This is a genomic window from Sporosarcina sp. P20a, from assembly GCF_002743175.1.
Lineage (GTDB): Bacteria > Bacillota > Bacilli > Bacillales_A > Planococcaceae > Sporosarcina.
This window is the reverse complement of sequence record NZ_PDYT01000005.1, coordinates 21,842-37,825: the sequence shown is the minus strand read 5'-3', so window position 1 is coordinate 37,825 and position 15,984 is coordinate 21,842. Positions and strand designations below refer to the sequence as shown.

Sequence of the window (15,984 nt, the reverse complement as noted above, 5' to 3'; positions counted from 1 at the left end):
TTACTACATATTGTAGCAGATGAACGATGCTACTAACAGTTGACAATGCTCTACATAACCATTATAGTAATAATTAACTTTAGCGTAGTAAAGCAGTGAAGTGTATTTTCGCATGGAAGGCGGTAGAAGATATCTTGTATTCTGAAATTCTTGGAAATGAACATGAGAAGCATGAAAAAATCATCGGCACACTAGGAAAAAGATTCACTACATACGGTTATAAGCGTATTAAAACATCCGCATTCGAACAATATGATCTGTATTCTAATGTCCGTACCTCAATCAATCAAAATGAAATGATCAAGGTGATTGACTATACCGGTGAAGTACTCGTATTACGACCGGATGTTACGATACCATTGACACAGCAACTCGTTCAGTTGAATGATAATTTACCTGAAGAAATGCGTTATTATTACGTACAGGAAGTCTTTAGACAGACATTCCAGGAAAGTGAACGTATAGGTAAAACGCAGGCGGGAGTCGAGTTCTATTGCAAGAGTTCACCCGCATCAGATGCAGAAACGATTATGCTTGCATGTCACGCATTACGGGACGTTGGTTTCACAGATGTGAAAATTGAAATTGGTTATGCAGGGTTCTTTAATGAATTAATTGCAGGCTCTGATATCACTGCAGAACAGACGACTGAACTCAAGACGTTGATTCAAGCAAAAAATGTCGTGGAAATAGGTCCGTTCTTACAGCGATTATGTATAGATCCTTCTATTAAAGAAGTACTCGAGCAATTACCTCTATTATACGGTGCACCTGAAGTAGTGTTTGAAAGACTACAAAACTTACAGGTTAGTGAATCGGTACAGGAAGCAATTAACTATTTACAGCGAACATGCGATATCGTCGAACTATACGGCTTGAAGAAGCATATCGTCATCGATCTTGGCCTGATCAACCACATGGGGTATTACTCGGGGATCATCTTCCAAGGCTATGTAGAGAATTTCGGCAAGCCCGTACTGATGGGTGGCCGCTATGACGCATTAAGCGAAGAGTTTGGAATGAAATTACCGGCGATTGGTTTTGCATGTGAAATCGAATCATTAGTAAAAGCTTCATCTAATAGAGAACAGAAGGAACGATATAGTATCGACGTGACTGTATTATATGAAGAAAGCCGTATTAAATACGCAATTGATATTACGAATGAGTTGAGAGAACGTGACTATCGGGTCATTTCCAAACCTATGATCGATGCGAAATACCAGACAGACAGTCTCTACACGATTCAATTAACAGAACAACAAAACAAACTAGTAGATCAAGAAGAAGTAAAGGAGTTCATCGACTTCAAACAATTGCTTGATTTGATCGCAAGCAAGAAAGGGGTACCTGAATGGATTATTTAACAGTAGCAATGGCAAAAGGACGAACAGCAGAACGGGCGATGAAGTTTCTCGAGAAATCGGATGTGCATTTCTCCGAATTCACAGATGAAAGCCGGAAGCTCGTCATTTATGATGACAAACAAAAGATCAAACTGATTTTTGTCAAAGCAGTGGACGTTCCGGTGTACGTTGAAAAAGGCGCAGCGGACGTGGGGATTGTGGGAAAAGACGTCATGATGGAAGACCCTCGTGATGTCTATGAATTACTAGACTTAGGAATTGGGCGTTGTAAGCTGGCTGTGGCGGGATATCCCGATACACCAATTGAAAACATTCCATTTCTGACGGTTGCTTCAAAATATCCATTAGTAGCGAAAGAGTTTTTCGACAAAAAAGGTATCCGTACTGAAATGATCAAATTGAATGGGTCGATTGAACTCGCGCCATTGATCGGCATGTCAGATGTTATTGTCGATATCGTCGAAACGGGTACAACATTAAAAGAAAATGGTCTTGTTGTCTTGCAAGTGATGGCAGATGTTAGTGCACGTTTGATAGTGAATAAAGCAAGTTATGCTACGAAGACTGTTGATATACAGCAGTTCATCAAAGATATGAAGGAAGGCTTGGAGGTGCGTTCATGAAGATCATTCGCGGAGCTGAGTTCATTGAAGAACTACTAAGGCGCAATGATTCCAATCAAACGGATTTGGAATTTGATCGCAACGTCTTATCAATTATTGACAAAGTCCGTTCTGAAGGGGATAGCGCAGTTCTGGATTTCACTGAACGTTTTGACGGCGTGAAGCTAGACAGCTTAATCGTCACAGAAGAAGAAATTAATGAAGCGGAACAAGCAGTTCCAGCTGATTTTTACCGTGCATTATGCGCAGCAAAAGAGCGTATCACGACTTATCATGAAGCGCAAAAAGAACAATCATGGTTCTTGAATCCAAATGAAGGCATCATGCTCGGTCAGAAAGTAACACCGATCGATAGTGTTGGACTATACGTCCCAGGCGGGAAAGCTGCCTACCCCTCGACGGTCTTAATGAATGCATTACCAGCGAAAATTGCCGGAGTCGGACGAATTTCCATGGTGACACCACCACAACGTGACGGCAAGATTAATCCCCACGTTCTAGTCGCGGCGAAAGAAGCGGGTGTCGATCGGATCTATAAGGTAGGTGGGGCACAAGCGATAGCTGCACTAGCTTACGGTACAGAGACAATTGAAAAAGTTGTCAAAATTACTGGCCCTGGGAATGCATACGTTGCAAGAGCGAAAAAGTGGGTGTTCGGTGATGTAGCCATCGATATGATTGCTGGGCCAAGTGAAATTTGTGTCGTAGCCGATGCCCATACAAATCCTATTTATGCGGCAGCAGATTTGTTATCCCAAGCAGAGCACGATGAGCGCGCTGCGGCAGTGTGCGTCACGACATGCGAAACATTTGCTTCTGAGCTATCTAAAGAGATAGCACGTCAACTGGCGGAACTTGATCGCAAAGAAATCGCAACTCAATCAATAGAACAATTTGGCCGGATCATTATTGTCGATTCATTGAAAGAAGCATTTGATATAGTGAACCGTTTAGCACCAGAACATTTGGAGCTAATGATTGATCAGCCTATGGAGCACTTGGCAGCTATACGAAACGCAGGAGCCATCTTCCTAGGCCAGCACTCACCTGAAGCATTGGGTGATTATATGGCTGGACCGAATCACACATTACCGACGAGTGGAACAGCAGCATTCTCTTCACCATTAGGTGTGTATGACTTTATGAAAAAGTCGAGTATTATCTACTATTCCGAGAACGCTTTGGCAGAAGTGGCGGAAGACGTCATTACATTAGCAGATGCTGAACAATTAACAGGACATGCTAACTCGATTAAAGTACGAAAGGCAGGATACTAATGCGTAAACAACAACTAACACGTAAGACAGGCGAAACATCTATTGAAATGGACTTTTCGTTAGATGGCACGGGAAAAACAAATATCAACACGGGAGTTGGCTTCTTTGACCATATGTTGACGGCATTTGCAAAACACGGACGCTTTGATCTATCTGTAACATGCGATGGCGACATTGAAGTGGACCAACACCATTCTGTAGAAGATATCGGTATCGTACTTGGACAATTATTTAATCAATGCATTGGCACAAAAGAAGGAATAGAACGCTTCGCCTTAGTTTCCACACCAATGGACGAAGCATTGTCCACTGCATCAATCGATATAAGCGGTCGCTCATTTCTCGTCTTTAACGTAGACGGAATGAAAGACAAAGTAGGGGAATTCGACACAGAACTAGTCGAAGAATTCTTCCTAGCGTTCACCAACAACGCCAAAATCACATTGCACATCAACTTGAACTACGGAAAAAACACACATCACATCATAGAATCTGTATTCAAAAGCTTCGGCCGCGCCCTACGCGTAGCCAGCACCATCAACCCAGACATAAAAGGCATTCCTTCTACTAAAGGGTCATTGTAATTAAATATTTTACGGTTTTGAACTCTGAAAGATATTCTAGTTGATCTTCACTGCGGGCGGCGACTCCCGCAGGAAAGCGTCCGCCCAGAGTGCAGATCAACGCGCTTAATTCTTATTTCATTTATTAGGAGGACTAGTTGATGATTTTATTCCCAGCAATCGATATTAGAGACGGCAAATGCGTTCGCCTTATCCAAGGTGACTACGCACAAGAAATAATCTACAACGAATCACCAACAAACATGGCACAAGAATGGCAAAACCAAGGAGCGGAGTACATTCACGTCGTAGACCTCGACGGCGCAAAAACAGGAAACTCCGCCAACAAACAAGCTATCGAAGCTATTGCAAAAGCAGTCAGCGTACCCGTTCAAGTAGGCGGTGGAATTCGCAATATGGACATCGTCGACTCGCATATTGAAAACGGTGTGGCACGTGTCATTATCGGCACTGCGGCTATCCAAGATCCTGAATTCTTGAAAAAGGCCGTTGAAAAATACGGTGATAAAATTGCTGTCTCAATCGATGCGCGTAATGGCTTAGTCGCAACAGATGGTTGGACAGAAACTAGTGACGTCAAAGCAGTTGATTTATTACAAGACTTAGCGGAAATAGGCGTTAAAACTGTGGTCTATACAGACATCATGAAAGACGGCATGCTACAGGGACCGAACTTTGAAGAACTGAAAATAATGGATGAAGCATCTTCAATTGATATCATCGCATCAGGTGGTGTATCGACAGAAGAGGATATTAAGAAACTCGCTGCTGAAGACATGTACGGCGCTATTATTGGGAAAGCATTATACGAAGGCAATCTATCCTTAAAAAAACTATTGGGGGACGACAGTCATGTCAACAACTAAAAAGATCATTCCATGTTTAGACGTAGATAATCGTAAAGTTGTAAAAGGAAAGAAATTCCTAGACATTCAGGAAGTAGCAGATCCCCTTACATTAGCAAAAAAGTATGTTGCAGATGGTGCAGATGAACTCGTCTTCTATGATATTTCTGCATCGACGAAAAATCGTGGTATGTTCCTCGATTTAATTGAGGAAATTGCAAAAGAAGTGCCAATCCCATTCATCGTAGGCGGAGGAATTCGCACGCTTGAAGATGTGGACAAAGTATTTGAACTCGGCGGTAACAAAATATCTATTAATAGTGCAGCTTTGACTAATCCGGAACTAATTAAAGAAGTAGCAGATAAATACGGATCAGAGCGTGTGATGTTATCGATGGATGTTCGTCAAGAAGGCGAAAATAAGTGGTCGGTTTATGCAAAAGGTGGCATGGAAGAAACAGGGATTGATGCGATCGAATGGGCGAAGAAAATGGAAGCACTTGGCGCTGGCGAGCTGGTCGTCAATAGTGTGGACGAAGATGGCGTCAAAGACGGGTATAATCTTGCACTCAACCGTGCTATGGCCGAAGCTGTCAATATTCCAATCATCGCAAGTGGTGGCGCAGGAAAACCTGAACACTTTAAAGATGTACTGACAGAAGGGAAAGCAGATGCAGCTTTGGCCGCGTCCGTATTTCACTTCAATAAAATCAATATTCGCGATTTAAAAAAATACTTGGCAGAAGAAAATATTGCAGTTAGGAATGACTAAAATGACACTAGACATCAATGCATTACAATTCGACGATAAAGGTCTAATCCCAGCGGTTGTACAAGACGATCGCACAGGGGAAGTTCTTATGCTTGCTTATATGAACAAGGAATCAATTGAAAAGACGTTGGAAACAAATGAAACGTGGTTTTATAGCCGTTCAAGACAAGAACTTTGGAATAAAGGCGCAACATCTGGAAATACCCAGCAAGTGCAACGTATTTCTGTAGACTGCGATCAAGATACATTGCTAGTTCAAGTCACGCCACAAGGTCCTGCTTGTCATACAGGCGAAAAAACATGCTTCTTTACAACAGTAACCGAAAAAGAAGAATCTTTACGTGAAGTCGTCTATGAAGTAATCGACGAAATTGCAGATCGTAAAGCTAAACCAATAGATGGCTCGTATACGACGTATTTATTCAACGAAGGTATCGACAAAGTGTTGAAAAAAGTCGGAGAGGAATCTACAGAAGTCGTAATCGGTGCAAAGAACGCGGACAAAGAAGAAGTGTCCAATGAAATTGCAGATCTGGTCTACCATACGCTTGTATTGATGAACATTCTTGACGTGGATCTAACAGATGTTCAGCAAGTGCTACGGGAAAGACGACCGAAAAAGGAAGTGCCACGCAAATGAGTAGATTTCTGAGCACAGTTGCGCGCCGTACAGAACCTTATGTTCCGGGTGAGCAGTTGAATCAGCCAGATATCATTAAATTAAATACGAATGAAAACCCGTATCCACCAAGCCCTAAAGTATTACAGGCTATTCAAGAGGAATTGAGCGGCAACACATTGCAACGCTACCCTTCACCAACAGTAGATCCATTGCGTCACGCGATAGCGGAGACGTACGGACTGACAAAAGATCATGTCTTTGTTGGTAATGGCTCTGACGAAGTGCTGGCCTTTTCATTTATGGCATTTTTCGAACCAGGAAAGACCATTAAGTTTCCTGAAATTAGCTATAGCTTTTATCCGGTCTATTCCAAGCTATTTAATATTTCATTCGAAAAAGTTCCATTAAATGCTGATTTCACATTACCTAAAAAGCAGTTCTATAACTCACCAGGCGGCGTCATTCTACCAAACCCGAATGCACCGACAAGTATTTATGCTGAGTTGGATGTAATCGAAGATATTTTGCGGAACAACCAAGATCAAGTAGTCATTATCGATGAAGCGTATATTGATTTTGCAGGTCCGTCTGCGATGAAGTTGATTGATCGCTATTCGAATTTACTTGTGATTCAAACCACATCTAAATCTCGTGCACTCGCAGGATTACGTGTTGGATTTGCACTTGGACAACCTGAATTGATTGCAGGATTGACGCGCATCAAAGATTCATTCAACTCCTATACAATCGATCGTTTAGCTATGGCAGGGGCTACTGCTGCATTTGTAGATCATGCATACTTTTCGGAGAGTACGAACAAAATCATTCGCACACGTGAATCTACAGTCCATTCTTTAAAAGAATTAGGTTTTGAAGTGCTGCCTTCCGATGCAAACTTCGTTTTTGTAAAGCCTTTGCATAAGGAAGCAAAAGTATTGTATCAACAATTAAAAGACCGTGGAATTTTAGTTCGCCACTTTGATCAGGCGGACATTCGTGATTATTTACGTATTTCCATCGGTACAGACGAACAGATGAATACACTGTTTGAAGTGCTTAAACAACTTAGTAAATGAATAAATCGACTAAAAGCCATTCGAGACTGAATGGCTTTTTCTTGTCTTTAATGTATATATAGAAGCATAATTTCCTGTTATAATAGCTTTTATGACAATATTTGACGTATAAAAGATGTATATGTATACAAACCCATGTATTTTTAACTTTTTCTATTGTATTTTTATACATCTTGCCTTATAATAATAAAAAGAAGCTTGATTGGAGAGATAAACTTATGAAAACTAAAAATATAATTATTATTGGTGCAGCAGGAAGAGACTTCCACAATTTCAATACATACTACCGTGGTAAAGAGGAATACAATGTTGTAGCATTTACAGCTACACAAATCCCGGATATCGATGGACGTAAATATCCGACTGAATTAGCCGGCGAATTGTATCCTGAAGGAATCCCTATCTATTCACAAGATCAGTTACCAGAGTTAATTAAAGAACTAGAAGTAGATGAATGTGTATTCTCTTATAGTGACCTTAGTTATGAAAAAGTTATGGGTATTGGTGCGATTGTAAACTCGGCAGGCGCTAACTTTACACTGCTTGGATCAAAAGCAACAATGATCAAAAGTAATAAACCAGTTATTTCAGTTTGTGCAGTTAGAACTGGAACAGGGAAGAGCCAGACATCACGGAAAATCATTGAAACATTGCTTGAGCATGACTTGAAAGTAGTAGCGATCCGTCACCCAATGCCTTATGGCGATTTGGCTGAACAACGTGTACAGCGTTATGCAACAGTAGAAGATTTCAAGAAACATAAATGTACGATTGAAGAAATGGAAGAATACGAGCCGCACGTTGACCGTGGAAATATCATCTATGCCGGTGTAGATTACCAGGATATTCTAGACGCTGCTGAAAATGATCCAGACGGCTGTGACGTAATCCTTTGGGATGGCGGAAACAACGACTTTTCATTCTATGAGCCGGACTTGGCAATCACAGTTCTTGATCCACACCGTCCTGGCCATGAATTGAAATACTATCCAGGTGAAGTATGCTTGCGTACAACAGATGTATCCATCATCAACAAAATCGATAGTGCATCGGAAGAAGCGATTCAGACGGTTGAAAACAATATTAAATTTGCGGCACCGAACAGTACAATCATTAAAGCGGAATCGAAAATCTCTGTAGATAATCCTGAAATTATCACAGGCAAGCGTGTGTTAATTGTTGAAGATGGTCCGACATTGACTCACGGTGAAATGAAACTTGGTGCGGGTGTGATTGCAGCACAGCGTTTAGGTGCAGCTGAAATTGTCGATCCGCGTCCATATGCAGTAGGAAGTTTGATCACTACTTTCAATAAGTATCAGCATATTGAAAATATCTTACCTGCAATGGGCTACGGCGAAGAGCAGTTAAAGGATTTGGAAGCGACGATCAATGCAGCGGATGTAGATGCAGTCATTATCGGTACACCTATGGACCTTTCACGTGTTATCAACATCAATAAGCCATGCACACGTGTTTATTATGACTTGGATGAAATCGGAACGCCAAATCTTGAGACAGTTCTTACAGATTTCATCAAAAAGCATAATCTTTCTGCAACAAATGTGTAACAATAGATAGCTTATCCAGCACCTACGTCGAATGGGAATTCGGTTGTAGGTGCCTTTTTCTGATATACTACGGTTAGGATAGTAAGGGGGTAGTAACTTGTTTAATTCAAAAATCATTGATCTAGTCATTGGTCTTGTGATGGCGTACTTTGCATATGACCGAATCGCTACAGGACATACCGGAATGGGAATATTCTTTGTCGTGCTTGCGGCATTAAATCTTTTGGCATTTTTCATGAAACTTAGAACGGACAAAGATGTCCAACAAAAACAGTAATAAAACGAATCAGTTGTTCCTTTCACCACAATCTTGTAGTATAATAAAAAGATTGTAATTTTTGAAATGAGGCTAGAAATCATATGAAAAAATCGATATACGGTTTGACAATTGAACAATTGACAGACTTTCTTATAGAAAATGGACAAAAAAAGTACCGTGCAGCACAAGTTTGGGACTGGCTCTATAAAAAACGTGTCTTATCTTTCGATGAAATGAATAACATTAATCAAGAAACCATTGATGTATTGAATGAAAACTTCTCGGTTCAAACACTTGAGCAAAATGTTAAGCAAGTTTCACAGGATGGCACAGTGAAATTCCTGTTTAAAATGCATGATGGCAACTTGATTGAAACAGTTTTGATGAAATTCCCTTATGGTCATTCTGTTTGTGTCACAACACAAGTTGGATGTAATATCGGATGTAGTTTCTGTGCAAGCGGACTCTTACGCAAGAATCGTGATCTTGATGCAGGTGAAATTGTGGGTCAAATCATGAAAGTGCAAGAGTATCTCGATGGCAAGGGCGAAGATGAACGCGTAAGCCATATCGTAGTTATGGGTATAGGCGAACCATTCGATAACTATTCAAACTTGATGGACTTCCTTCATGTCGTAAATCACCAAAAAGGTCTATCAATTGGTGCGCGTCATATTACCGTTTCAACAAGTGGTCTGACGGAGAAAATCAAAGACTTTGCAGATGAAAAACTACAAGTGAACTTGGCAGTATCATTACATGCGCCAAATAATGAGTTACGTTCATCCATCATGAAGATTAACAAAGCATTCCCGATTGAGAAATTGATGGATTCAATCAACTATTATTTAGAAAAAACGAATCGTCGTATCACATTTGAGTATATTTTATTGCGTGACGTGAATGACCACGTCAAAGAAGCGGAAGAGTTGGGTCGATTACTTGCAGATAAGCGTCACCTTTCATATGTCAACTTGATCCCGTACAATCCAGTAGATGAACATGGCCAGTATCAGCGGAGTGAACCGGAAGCGATTAAATCGTTTTACGAAGCACTTAGACGCAAAGGGATCAACGGTGGAGTACGTCTTGAAAATGGTACAGATATCGACGCGGCGTGCGGTCAACTACGAAGTAAACAAATCAAAAAAACAAAAAAACAACCGGTCGGAGAATAATTCTCCAACCGGTTTTTACTTTTTACGCGCTAATTTTACGATAAATTGAACGATCACAGAGATTGCTAGTCCGAATGATGAAATAATGAACAAAGATAAAATTCCGATGGCTTCCGAAAATTCATTATCCATCATCAGGAAGCTGCGGAACATTTCAGCAAACGCTAGAACAAGTACGATCATGAACATTTTAAATGCAATCGATAGCTGATAGAACAATAAAAGGGAACTGACTATCCCGACCATCAGACCGAATACGGCAAACGTCAAATAGTTATTGACGACCAAGTCATGTCCAAGGACTGTCCGCACGCCTAAAATGAGTAGAACAAATGAAATCAATCCCGTAAAAAAACCGACCTTCCAATAACGAGAATCCAACACGTACACCTGCTTTCCTTACTTAGTATAGCGGAATCGACGAAATTCGTCACGCAACCCGACTGTTATTTCATGCGTTTTAGATCGGCCAATAATTCTTCTTTATAGGATTCATTCGAGAAATTATATTCCTTGAGAATATAACCTTCGGAATCCATTAAATAAAAATTTGTGCCATGGACAACTTGTGTAGAAGATTCATGTTTCAACACAAATGTCTGGAACTCTTCCCGCGCAAAAGCTTCGAATTCTAGTTGTGTGTAGCCCGTCAGAAAATGCCAGTTCGATTCATCATCAGTAAAGTTTGTGATATAGTCTTTCAATACTGCAGGTGTATCGGTATTAGGATCTACAGTAAAAGAGACGAAGTTCATTTCGATGTCCTGATCTTTCAACTCTGTTTGTAGATCTGCCATCTCACTCGTTAATGTCGGACAAACTGTTGTACAATTTGTGAAAATGAAGTCTGCAATCCATGGGGAACCAGAAAGCTCCTTGGAACTAAATGGTTGATCATGCTGATCCGTGAAGGTGAATTCACGGACTTGTTTCCCACGTTCGAGAGGTTGGCTGCACCCATTAATGAATAGTACGAGCATCAACAGAAAAGGAATCAGACGTTTCAACTGTTTTCACTCCTTTGTATTTGCTCAGGTAATTCAATGACCACAATGGTTTCTGTTATTTCATTGGAAATCGTGAATGTACCTCCGTGTAATCGGACAATTTCTTTGACAATCGATAGACCAAGTCCCGTACCGCCTGTTGTGCGAGTTCGTGCTTTATCGGTACGGAAAAACCGTTCTCCGATTCGCTCTACGTCCTCTTCTTCTATGGTCACGCCGTCATTGGCTATGCGATATTGTACACCTTGCTTATTGGCGGTTAGATGAATAGTAATGGATTGCTCAGCATATTTTACTGCATTATCAATTGTATTATAAAAGACTTGTTGCAATCGTTTAGGATCACCTTCCAAAATCAATTCCTCATCAATCGATGTGCGCAACTGAATATTTTTGTCTTTTAATCGAATCGCAAATAATTCCAACGTATCCAATAGTAATTGCGCAATCGCAATCGGTTCAGTTTCCAGTGTATATACATCCTGTTCCAAATGGTTTAGCTCGACTAAATCATGTATGAGCTTCTTTAGGCGTTCCGTTTCTTTCTCGATGGTTGATAAGTAGTGTTTTACATCGTCAGGAGATGAATCAATTTTATTGCGTGAAAGTTGCGCGTAGCCGCTAATATATGTCAATGGTGTCCTGAGCTCATGTACAATATTTGAAGTGAAATCTTTCTTGCGCTGATCTTGTTCTTCAAGGGAACGACTCATTGAATCGAATGCAGTCGCCAGTTTACCTATCTCATCTGTCCGTCCCGTATTGAGTCGATTGGAATAATCACCTTTAGACACTTCTTCTGAATAGGTCTGCAATGTTTGTAATGGCTCGAATAATGAACGCCATACACGTTGCAAAATTAGAAAGAGAATAATGAAGAAAATACTGCCTACAAGTAACATGATCGGAAGACTGTCATGAAAAACATCTTGGATCGCAGCGAGCGGAACATATATATATATGAAACCAATCAGTCCATTTTCTCCTTTAATAGGGAAAATGCCACCGAAGATTTCACGATTTAGTTCATCTACATAGCCTTCTTTCATAACAGGCTTACCTGTTTCTAGTATCTTCTCGTCGCTATCGTTGATGAGTGATTGATAATCGATCTGATAGGGGAAATAGGACGTTAAATCATCTAAGCGATCTACCACTATGATTTCATACTCCGAGACGATGTTATACCATTGAATCTTTTCGATGATCGAATCACTGAGCTCACCGTAATGATAATGGGAAGCTGTTCGATTTCCTTGATATATGATCGACTCTTTAATTTGTTCTTTATATAATTCGGTATACAAGTAATGAATGAAGAAGAATGAAAATAATATGGTACACGTGATGCTTCCTAAAAATACAATCAACATCTTTTTGCTTAGATTTAAATTATTCATTCAGTGTCCTCTAACTTGTAGCCGATCCCCCATACCGTTTCAATCATTTTACCTGCGTCACCTAGTTTTAGACGAAGCGTTTTAACATGTGTATCAATTGTCCGCTCACTGCTTTGATGATCATCGCCCCAGACCAATTCAAGTAATTGTTCTCGGGAATAGGCACGTCCTTTATGTTTGACTAGCAACAATAGCAAGCCAAATTCCTTCAAAGTAAGATTTAAAGGTTTTCCGTTAAGCTGTGCTGTATACGAGTCTTCATTAATGGTGAGTGGACCGGCTTGTAATACAATTGGTTCAGGATTATGACGGTATGTTCTGCGCAAGACGGCTTCGATCCGCGCGACTAGTTCTCCTGGTAAGAAAGGCTTGACGATGTAGTCGTCTCCACCAAGTTTTAGACCTTGAACTTTATCCCATTCCTCGCCACGCGCAGATAGGAAAATCAATGGGATCGATGAAGTACGTTTCATCTCTTCGGCAAATGTGAAGCCATCCATATAGGGCATCATCACATCGACTATGCATAAATCTATCGTATGTTGCTTGACGACAGAGAGAGCCTGTAAACCGTCGCTGGCTTCTACTACGCTATATCCGGCATCTTCGAGAATCACACGAATTAAATCACGCATTTGCTGTTCGTCATCAATGACTAATAATTGGTACCCCAATTCAATACGCCTCATTTCATAAAATCTCTATATGTTAATTTTCCAGAAAAGATGTGAAATCCACATGAAGTTTCAAAAGATTGTCGAAACTTCATTGAAATTTCGTAATCATATTTTATAATCATAACAGCTAAACGAATAGATAGGAGAATGAAAAGATGAAACGTTTCGGAATGTTAGTAATGAGCACGGCGATGATCGGAATTCTTGCTGGATGCGGTCAAGATGAAGATGTACCGACGGAAGCTGTTTTACCTGAACCAATTGAAGTAGAACTTACAGTACCCGAACAAGGAAATGTCAATGAACCGGTGATGATCACTACACTGGTGACACAAGGTGAAGAAAATGTAGAGGATGCATCGGAAGTAGAGTATGAAATTTGGGAAGAAGGCAAGAAAGAAGACAGCATTCACGTGGAAACAACCAATGATAAAGAAGGTATTTATTCAGCAGAAAACACATTTGAGACTGACGGGTTGTATCACGTGCAGGTTCACGTTACTGCACGGGGCATGCACGTCATGCCTGTAAAGCAAATCCAAATTGGAGAAGCTACCCAACATGCGGATGAACACGAAAGTGCACAAGAAGGTCAACATCATGAACATGGCGAAGGAGTAGAAGGACTTGCTCTTCACTTTATGCAACCTGAGGGAGCAAAAGCAGCAACAGAAACAGAGTTGATGACGCATGCGCAGCTCGATGGCGAAGCAATAGAGGCGCAGGTTCGCTATGAAATCATCTCGGCAGATAAAGAAACCACATGGGTAGATACTGAAGAATCCAAGCCGGGTGAATATACAGCAAACTATCAATTCCCTAAAGTGGGCAGCTATCAAGTGATTATTCATATTGAAAATGAAGATATTCACGAGCATGAAGAACATACAGTAGAAGTAAAATAAGTACCACCCCTCGTCACTCCGGTGGTGAGGGTATTTTATTGGGAAGTAAAAGCTGTAATTCATTGATGAAAAGGGTTACACTAGTATAGGTGAAAGATTAATGAATCAAGAGGAGTGTTAGCATGACAAATTATCCAGAAAAAACATGTTCCATTGAAAGACTAGTAACTATTCCGGAGGACGTACAAAAGGTACTCAACGGTGAAAAGTGGGCTACTAGACGTAATGGTGTCTATGCATACCCAGGCGAAACGATGACGTTAGAAGGCATAGAGTTCAAAGTTGAAAAATTATATGAACAAACACTCGGAGAACTAACAGATGAAGACGCCAAATCAGAAGGTCATGAAACAGTTGAAGAATATAAACAGGCGATGCTGTCGATCCACGACAAAATGCCTTGGCTTCCTAAAATGAAGGTTTGGGTGCACGAATATAGCCCAATTCAGAAATAATCTCTTAAATGAACTTTTATTACGGAGCGATTGTCTTTGCACACGTAGTGTCGGCTATAATTTCAGTAGGACCTTTATTCCTCCTGCTGCCATTAATACGCTGGCTACGTTCTGCTAAAGCAGAAGCAGAAGACATCTATCTGGCGATTATCCGAGTCATTATACGACTCGTTATGCATTCAGGCCATGTGCTTGTTGTGACTGGTATATTATTAATTTTATTTGGTCCGTGGCCATGGAACACGTCGTGGATTATTCTCACAATAGGCGTCATGTTGCTGTCCGGGTTCTTCCTGGCAACTGGTTTCTCTTCTGTATTGAAAAGATTCCATGAACCAAGCAATGACAGGGAAGCGGTACTCAACAAGTTACAACGCACTGCCTGGATTTATATTGGATTGCTTATGGTGATGCTTTGGCTTATGGTACAAAAACCGGCAGTCTGGTGAAATTACATAGCGAGCAAAAAGATGTGTACAATGTTGCACATCTTTTTAATTGCAAGATTTGGTTTGACAGTGAAAATTACAGCGAATATGATGAAGATAGCAGTTTTTTGAAAGGAACGATTTGAAGATGAAAATGAAAGTACTCGGTCTGATGACGATCGTTGGATTGCTATTAACAGCGTGCAGTCCAACCGACAGCAATGAGACGATAAAAATTGGTACGACGGCAGGAATTTATGCGAAAGTCATCGATCAGGCATTAAAACCGGCACTTGAAGAACAAGGGTACAAAGTCGAAGTAGAATCGTACGTAGATTTAATTGAACCGAATAAAGAGTTGGCTGATGGAGAAATAGATGTCAACATCAACCAACAACAAATTAATCTTCAACAGTTTAACGAAGAATATGATTTGCCTATAGTGGCTTTGACGGAAGTTCCAAGTGTGGGACTAGGCTTATATTCTAACTCGTTGACGTCGATGGATGATATTCCTAACGGTTCATGGATTACTATTCCGAATGATGAACTGGGCACAGCGAGAGCCCTACGTTTCCTTGAACAACAGGGATTAATTTCATTGGATCCAAGTGCACCCACTTATGCAGTTACAGAAAAACATATTGATAGTAATCCGAAAAACTTGAACATCCAGCCTATCTTGATTGCACAGCTGATACCATCTATGGCAAGTGGTGATTTAGCCATCATTCCAGACAATTATATTATGGTCAATGAAATGGAATTGGAAGACGCACTAGCACATGAAGAGCTTGGTGAAGAGTTGCAATACATCGTTGCGGTCAGAGAAGAAGATCGTGAGAAGGATTTTGCTATAGCCATTAAAGAAGCGTTAGCATCAGAGAAGTTCCAAGAAGCTATTGATGAACATTTCCAAGGCTTCGGAAAATAAAAAC

19 protein-coding genes are annotated in these 15,984 nt (G+C 40.6%); 15 read left to right on the top strand and 4 right to left on the bottom strand.

Annotation, left to right across the window (positions count from 1 at the left end; genetic code table 11):
• Nucleotides 1–134: 134 nt before the first annotated feature.
• The 11 genes from hisZ (at nucleotide 135) to rlmN (ending at nucleotide 10,174) form a co-directional block, all read left to right on the top strand.
• On the top strand, nucleotides 135–1,367 hold the full coding sequence (hisZ, locus tag CSV72_RS07210) for an ATP phosphoribosyltransferase regulatory subunit (protein WP_158232172.1): 1,233 nt from the start codon (nucleotides 135–137) through the stop codon (nucleotides 1,365–1,367).
• Nucleotides 1,355–1,990, top strand: coding sequence for an ATP phosphoribosyltransferase (gene hisG / locus CSV72_RS07205; protein WP_099677802.1), 636 nt, complete (start codon nucleotides 1,355–1,357; stop codon nucleotides 1,988–1,990). Before hisZ ends, hisG begins: the two co-directional genes overlap by 13 nt.
• A complete protein-coding gene (gene hisD / locus CSV72_RS07200; RefSeq protein WP_099677801.1) occupies nucleotides 1,987–3,267 on the top strand; it encodes a histidinol dehydrogenase in 1,281 nt (426 codons plus the stop codon). The genes hisG and hisD overlap by 4 nt, the downstream gene beginning before the upstream one ends.
• A complete protein-coding gene (gene hisB / locus CSV72_RS07195; protein WP_099632680.1) occupies nucleotides 3,267–3,851 on the top strand; it encodes an imidazoleglycerol-phosphate dehydratase HisB in 585 nt (194 codons plus the stop codon). Before hisD ends, hisB begins: the two co-directional genes overlap by 1 nt.
• A 140-nt stretch (nucleotides 3,852–3,991) precedes the next feature.
• The gene (gene hisA / locus CSV72_RS07190) at nucleotides 3,992–4,717 is read left to right on the top strand and encodes a 1-(5-phosphoribosyl)-5-[(5-phosphoribosylamino)methylideneamino]imidazole-4-carboxamide isomerase (protein ID WP_099677800.1); all 726 of its coding nucleotides are present in this window, start codon (nucleotides 3,992–3,994) and stop codon (nucleotides 4,715–4,717) included.
• The gene (hisF, locus tag CSV72_RS07185; protein WP_099677799.1) at nucleotides 4,704–5,468 is read left to right on the top strand and encodes an imidazole glycerol phosphate synthase subunit HisF; all 765 of its coding nucleotides are present in this window, start codon (nucleotides 4,704–4,706) and stop codon (nucleotides 5,466–5,468) included. Before hisA ends, hisF begins: the two co-directional genes overlap by 14 nt.
• A complete protein-coding gene (hisIE, locus tag CSV72_RS07180) occupies nucleotides 5,461–6,108 on the top strand; it encodes a bifunctional phosphoribosyl-AMP cyclohydrolase/phosphoribosyl-ATP diphosphatase HisIE (RefSeq protein ID WP_099677879.1) in 648 nt (215 codons plus the stop codon). The genes hisF and hisIE overlap by 8 nt, the downstream gene beginning before the upstream one ends.
• Entirely contained in the window at nucleotides 6,105–7,166 is a 1,062-nt protein-coding gene (gene hisC / locus CSV72_RS07175) for a histidinol-phosphate transaminase (RefSeq protein WP_099677798.1), read from the top strand. The genes hisIE and hisC overlap by 4 nt, the downstream gene beginning before the upstream one ends.
• Before the next feature lie 218 nt (nucleotides 7,167–7,384).
• Nucleotides 7,385–8,737: a cyclic 2,3-diphosphoglycerate synthase gene (locus CSV72_RS07170; RefSeq protein WP_099677797.1), complete on the top strand. Its 1,353-nt coding sequence runs from the start codon at nucleotides 7,385–7,387 to the stop codon at nucleotides 8,735–8,737.
• 97 nt (nucleotides 8,738–8,834) lie between these two features.
• Entirely contained in the window at nucleotides 8,835–9,014 is a 180-nt protein-coding gene (locus CSV72_RS07165) for a hypothetical protein (RefSeq protein WP_099632685.1), read from the top strand.
• Nucleotides 9,015–9,097: 83 nt separating this feature from the next.
• Nucleotides 9,098–10,174, top strand: a complete 1,077-nt coding sequence (rlmN, locus tag CSV72_RS07160; RefSeq protein WP_085426671.1) for a dual-specificity RNA methyltransferase RlmN — start codon at nucleotides 9,098–9,100, stop codon at nucleotides 10,172–10,174.
• Between the two features lie 15 nt (nucleotides 10,175–10,189).
• On the opposite strand, the gene CSV72_RS07155 is transcribed toward rlmN, so the two are convergent.
• The 4 genes from CSV72_RS07155 to CSV72_RS07140 all read right to left on the bottom strand — a co-directional run bounded on the left by CSV72_RS07155 (nucleotide 10,190) and on the right by CSV72_RS07140 (nucleotide 13,270).
• Complete coding sequence (locus CSV72_RS07155) at nucleotides 10,190–10,555, bottom strand: hypothetical protein (RefSeq protein WP_143561158.1); 366 nt, start codon at nucleotides 10,553–10,555, stop codon at nucleotides 10,190–10,192.
• A gap of 65 nt (nucleotides 10,556–10,620) precedes the next feature.
• Nucleotides 10,621–11,181, bottom strand: a complete 561-nt coding sequence (locus CSV72_RS07150; protein WP_233191157.1) for an SCO family protein — start codon at nucleotides 11,179–11,181, stop codon at nucleotides 10,621–10,623.
• On the bottom strand, nucleotides 11,178–12,581 hold the full coding sequence (locus tag CSV72_RS07145) for a sensor histidine kinase (protein ID WP_099677795.1): 1,404 nt from the start codon (nucleotides 12,579–12,581) through the stop codon (nucleotides 11,178–11,180). The genes CSV72_RS07150 and CSV72_RS07145 overlap by 4 nt, the downstream gene beginning before the upstream one ends.
• The gene (locus CSV72_RS07140; RefSeq protein WP_099677794.1) at nucleotides 12,578–13,270 is read right to left on the bottom strand and encodes a response regulator transcription factor; all 693 of its coding nucleotides are present in this window, start codon (nucleotides 13,268–13,270) and stop codon (nucleotides 12,578–12,580) included. The genes CSV72_RS07145 and CSV72_RS07140 overlap by 4 nt, the downstream gene beginning before the upstream one ends.
• 143 nt (nucleotides 13,271–13,413) lie before the next feature.
• On the opposite strand from CSV72_RS07140, the gene CSV72_RS07135 reads away from it, so the two are divergent.
• From CSV72_RS07135 to CSV72_RS07120, 4 genes are all read left to right on the top strand, one after another.
• Nucleotides 13,414–14,163, top strand: a complete 750-nt coding sequence (locus CSV72_RS07135; protein ID WP_099632689.1) for a FixH family protein — start codon at nucleotides 13,414–13,416, stop codon at nucleotides 14,161–14,163.
• A 122-nt stretch (nucleotides 14,164–14,285) separates the two neighbouring features.
• Entirely contained in the window at nucleotides 14,286–14,618 is a 333-nt protein-coding gene (locus tag CSV72_RS07130) for an ASCH domain-containing protein (protein ID WP_099632690.1), read from the top strand.
• An 8-nt stretch (nucleotides 14,619–14,626) separates the two neighbouring features.
• Nucleotides 14,627–15,067, top strand: coding sequence for a hypothetical protein (locus CSV72_RS07125; RefSeq protein ID WP_099677793.1), 441 nt, complete (start codon nucleotides 14,627–14,629; stop codon nucleotides 15,065–15,067).
• 127 nt (nucleotides 15,068–15,194) lie between these two features.
• Nucleotides 15,195–15,980 (top strand): MetQ/NlpA family ABC transporter substrate-binding protein, encoded by a 786-nt coding sequence (locus CSV72_RS07120; protein ID WP_099677792.1) that lies wholly within the window; start codon nucleotides 15,195–15,197, stop codon nucleotides 15,978–15,980.
• The last annotated feature ends 4 nt before the right edge of the window (nucleotides 15,981–15,984 follow it).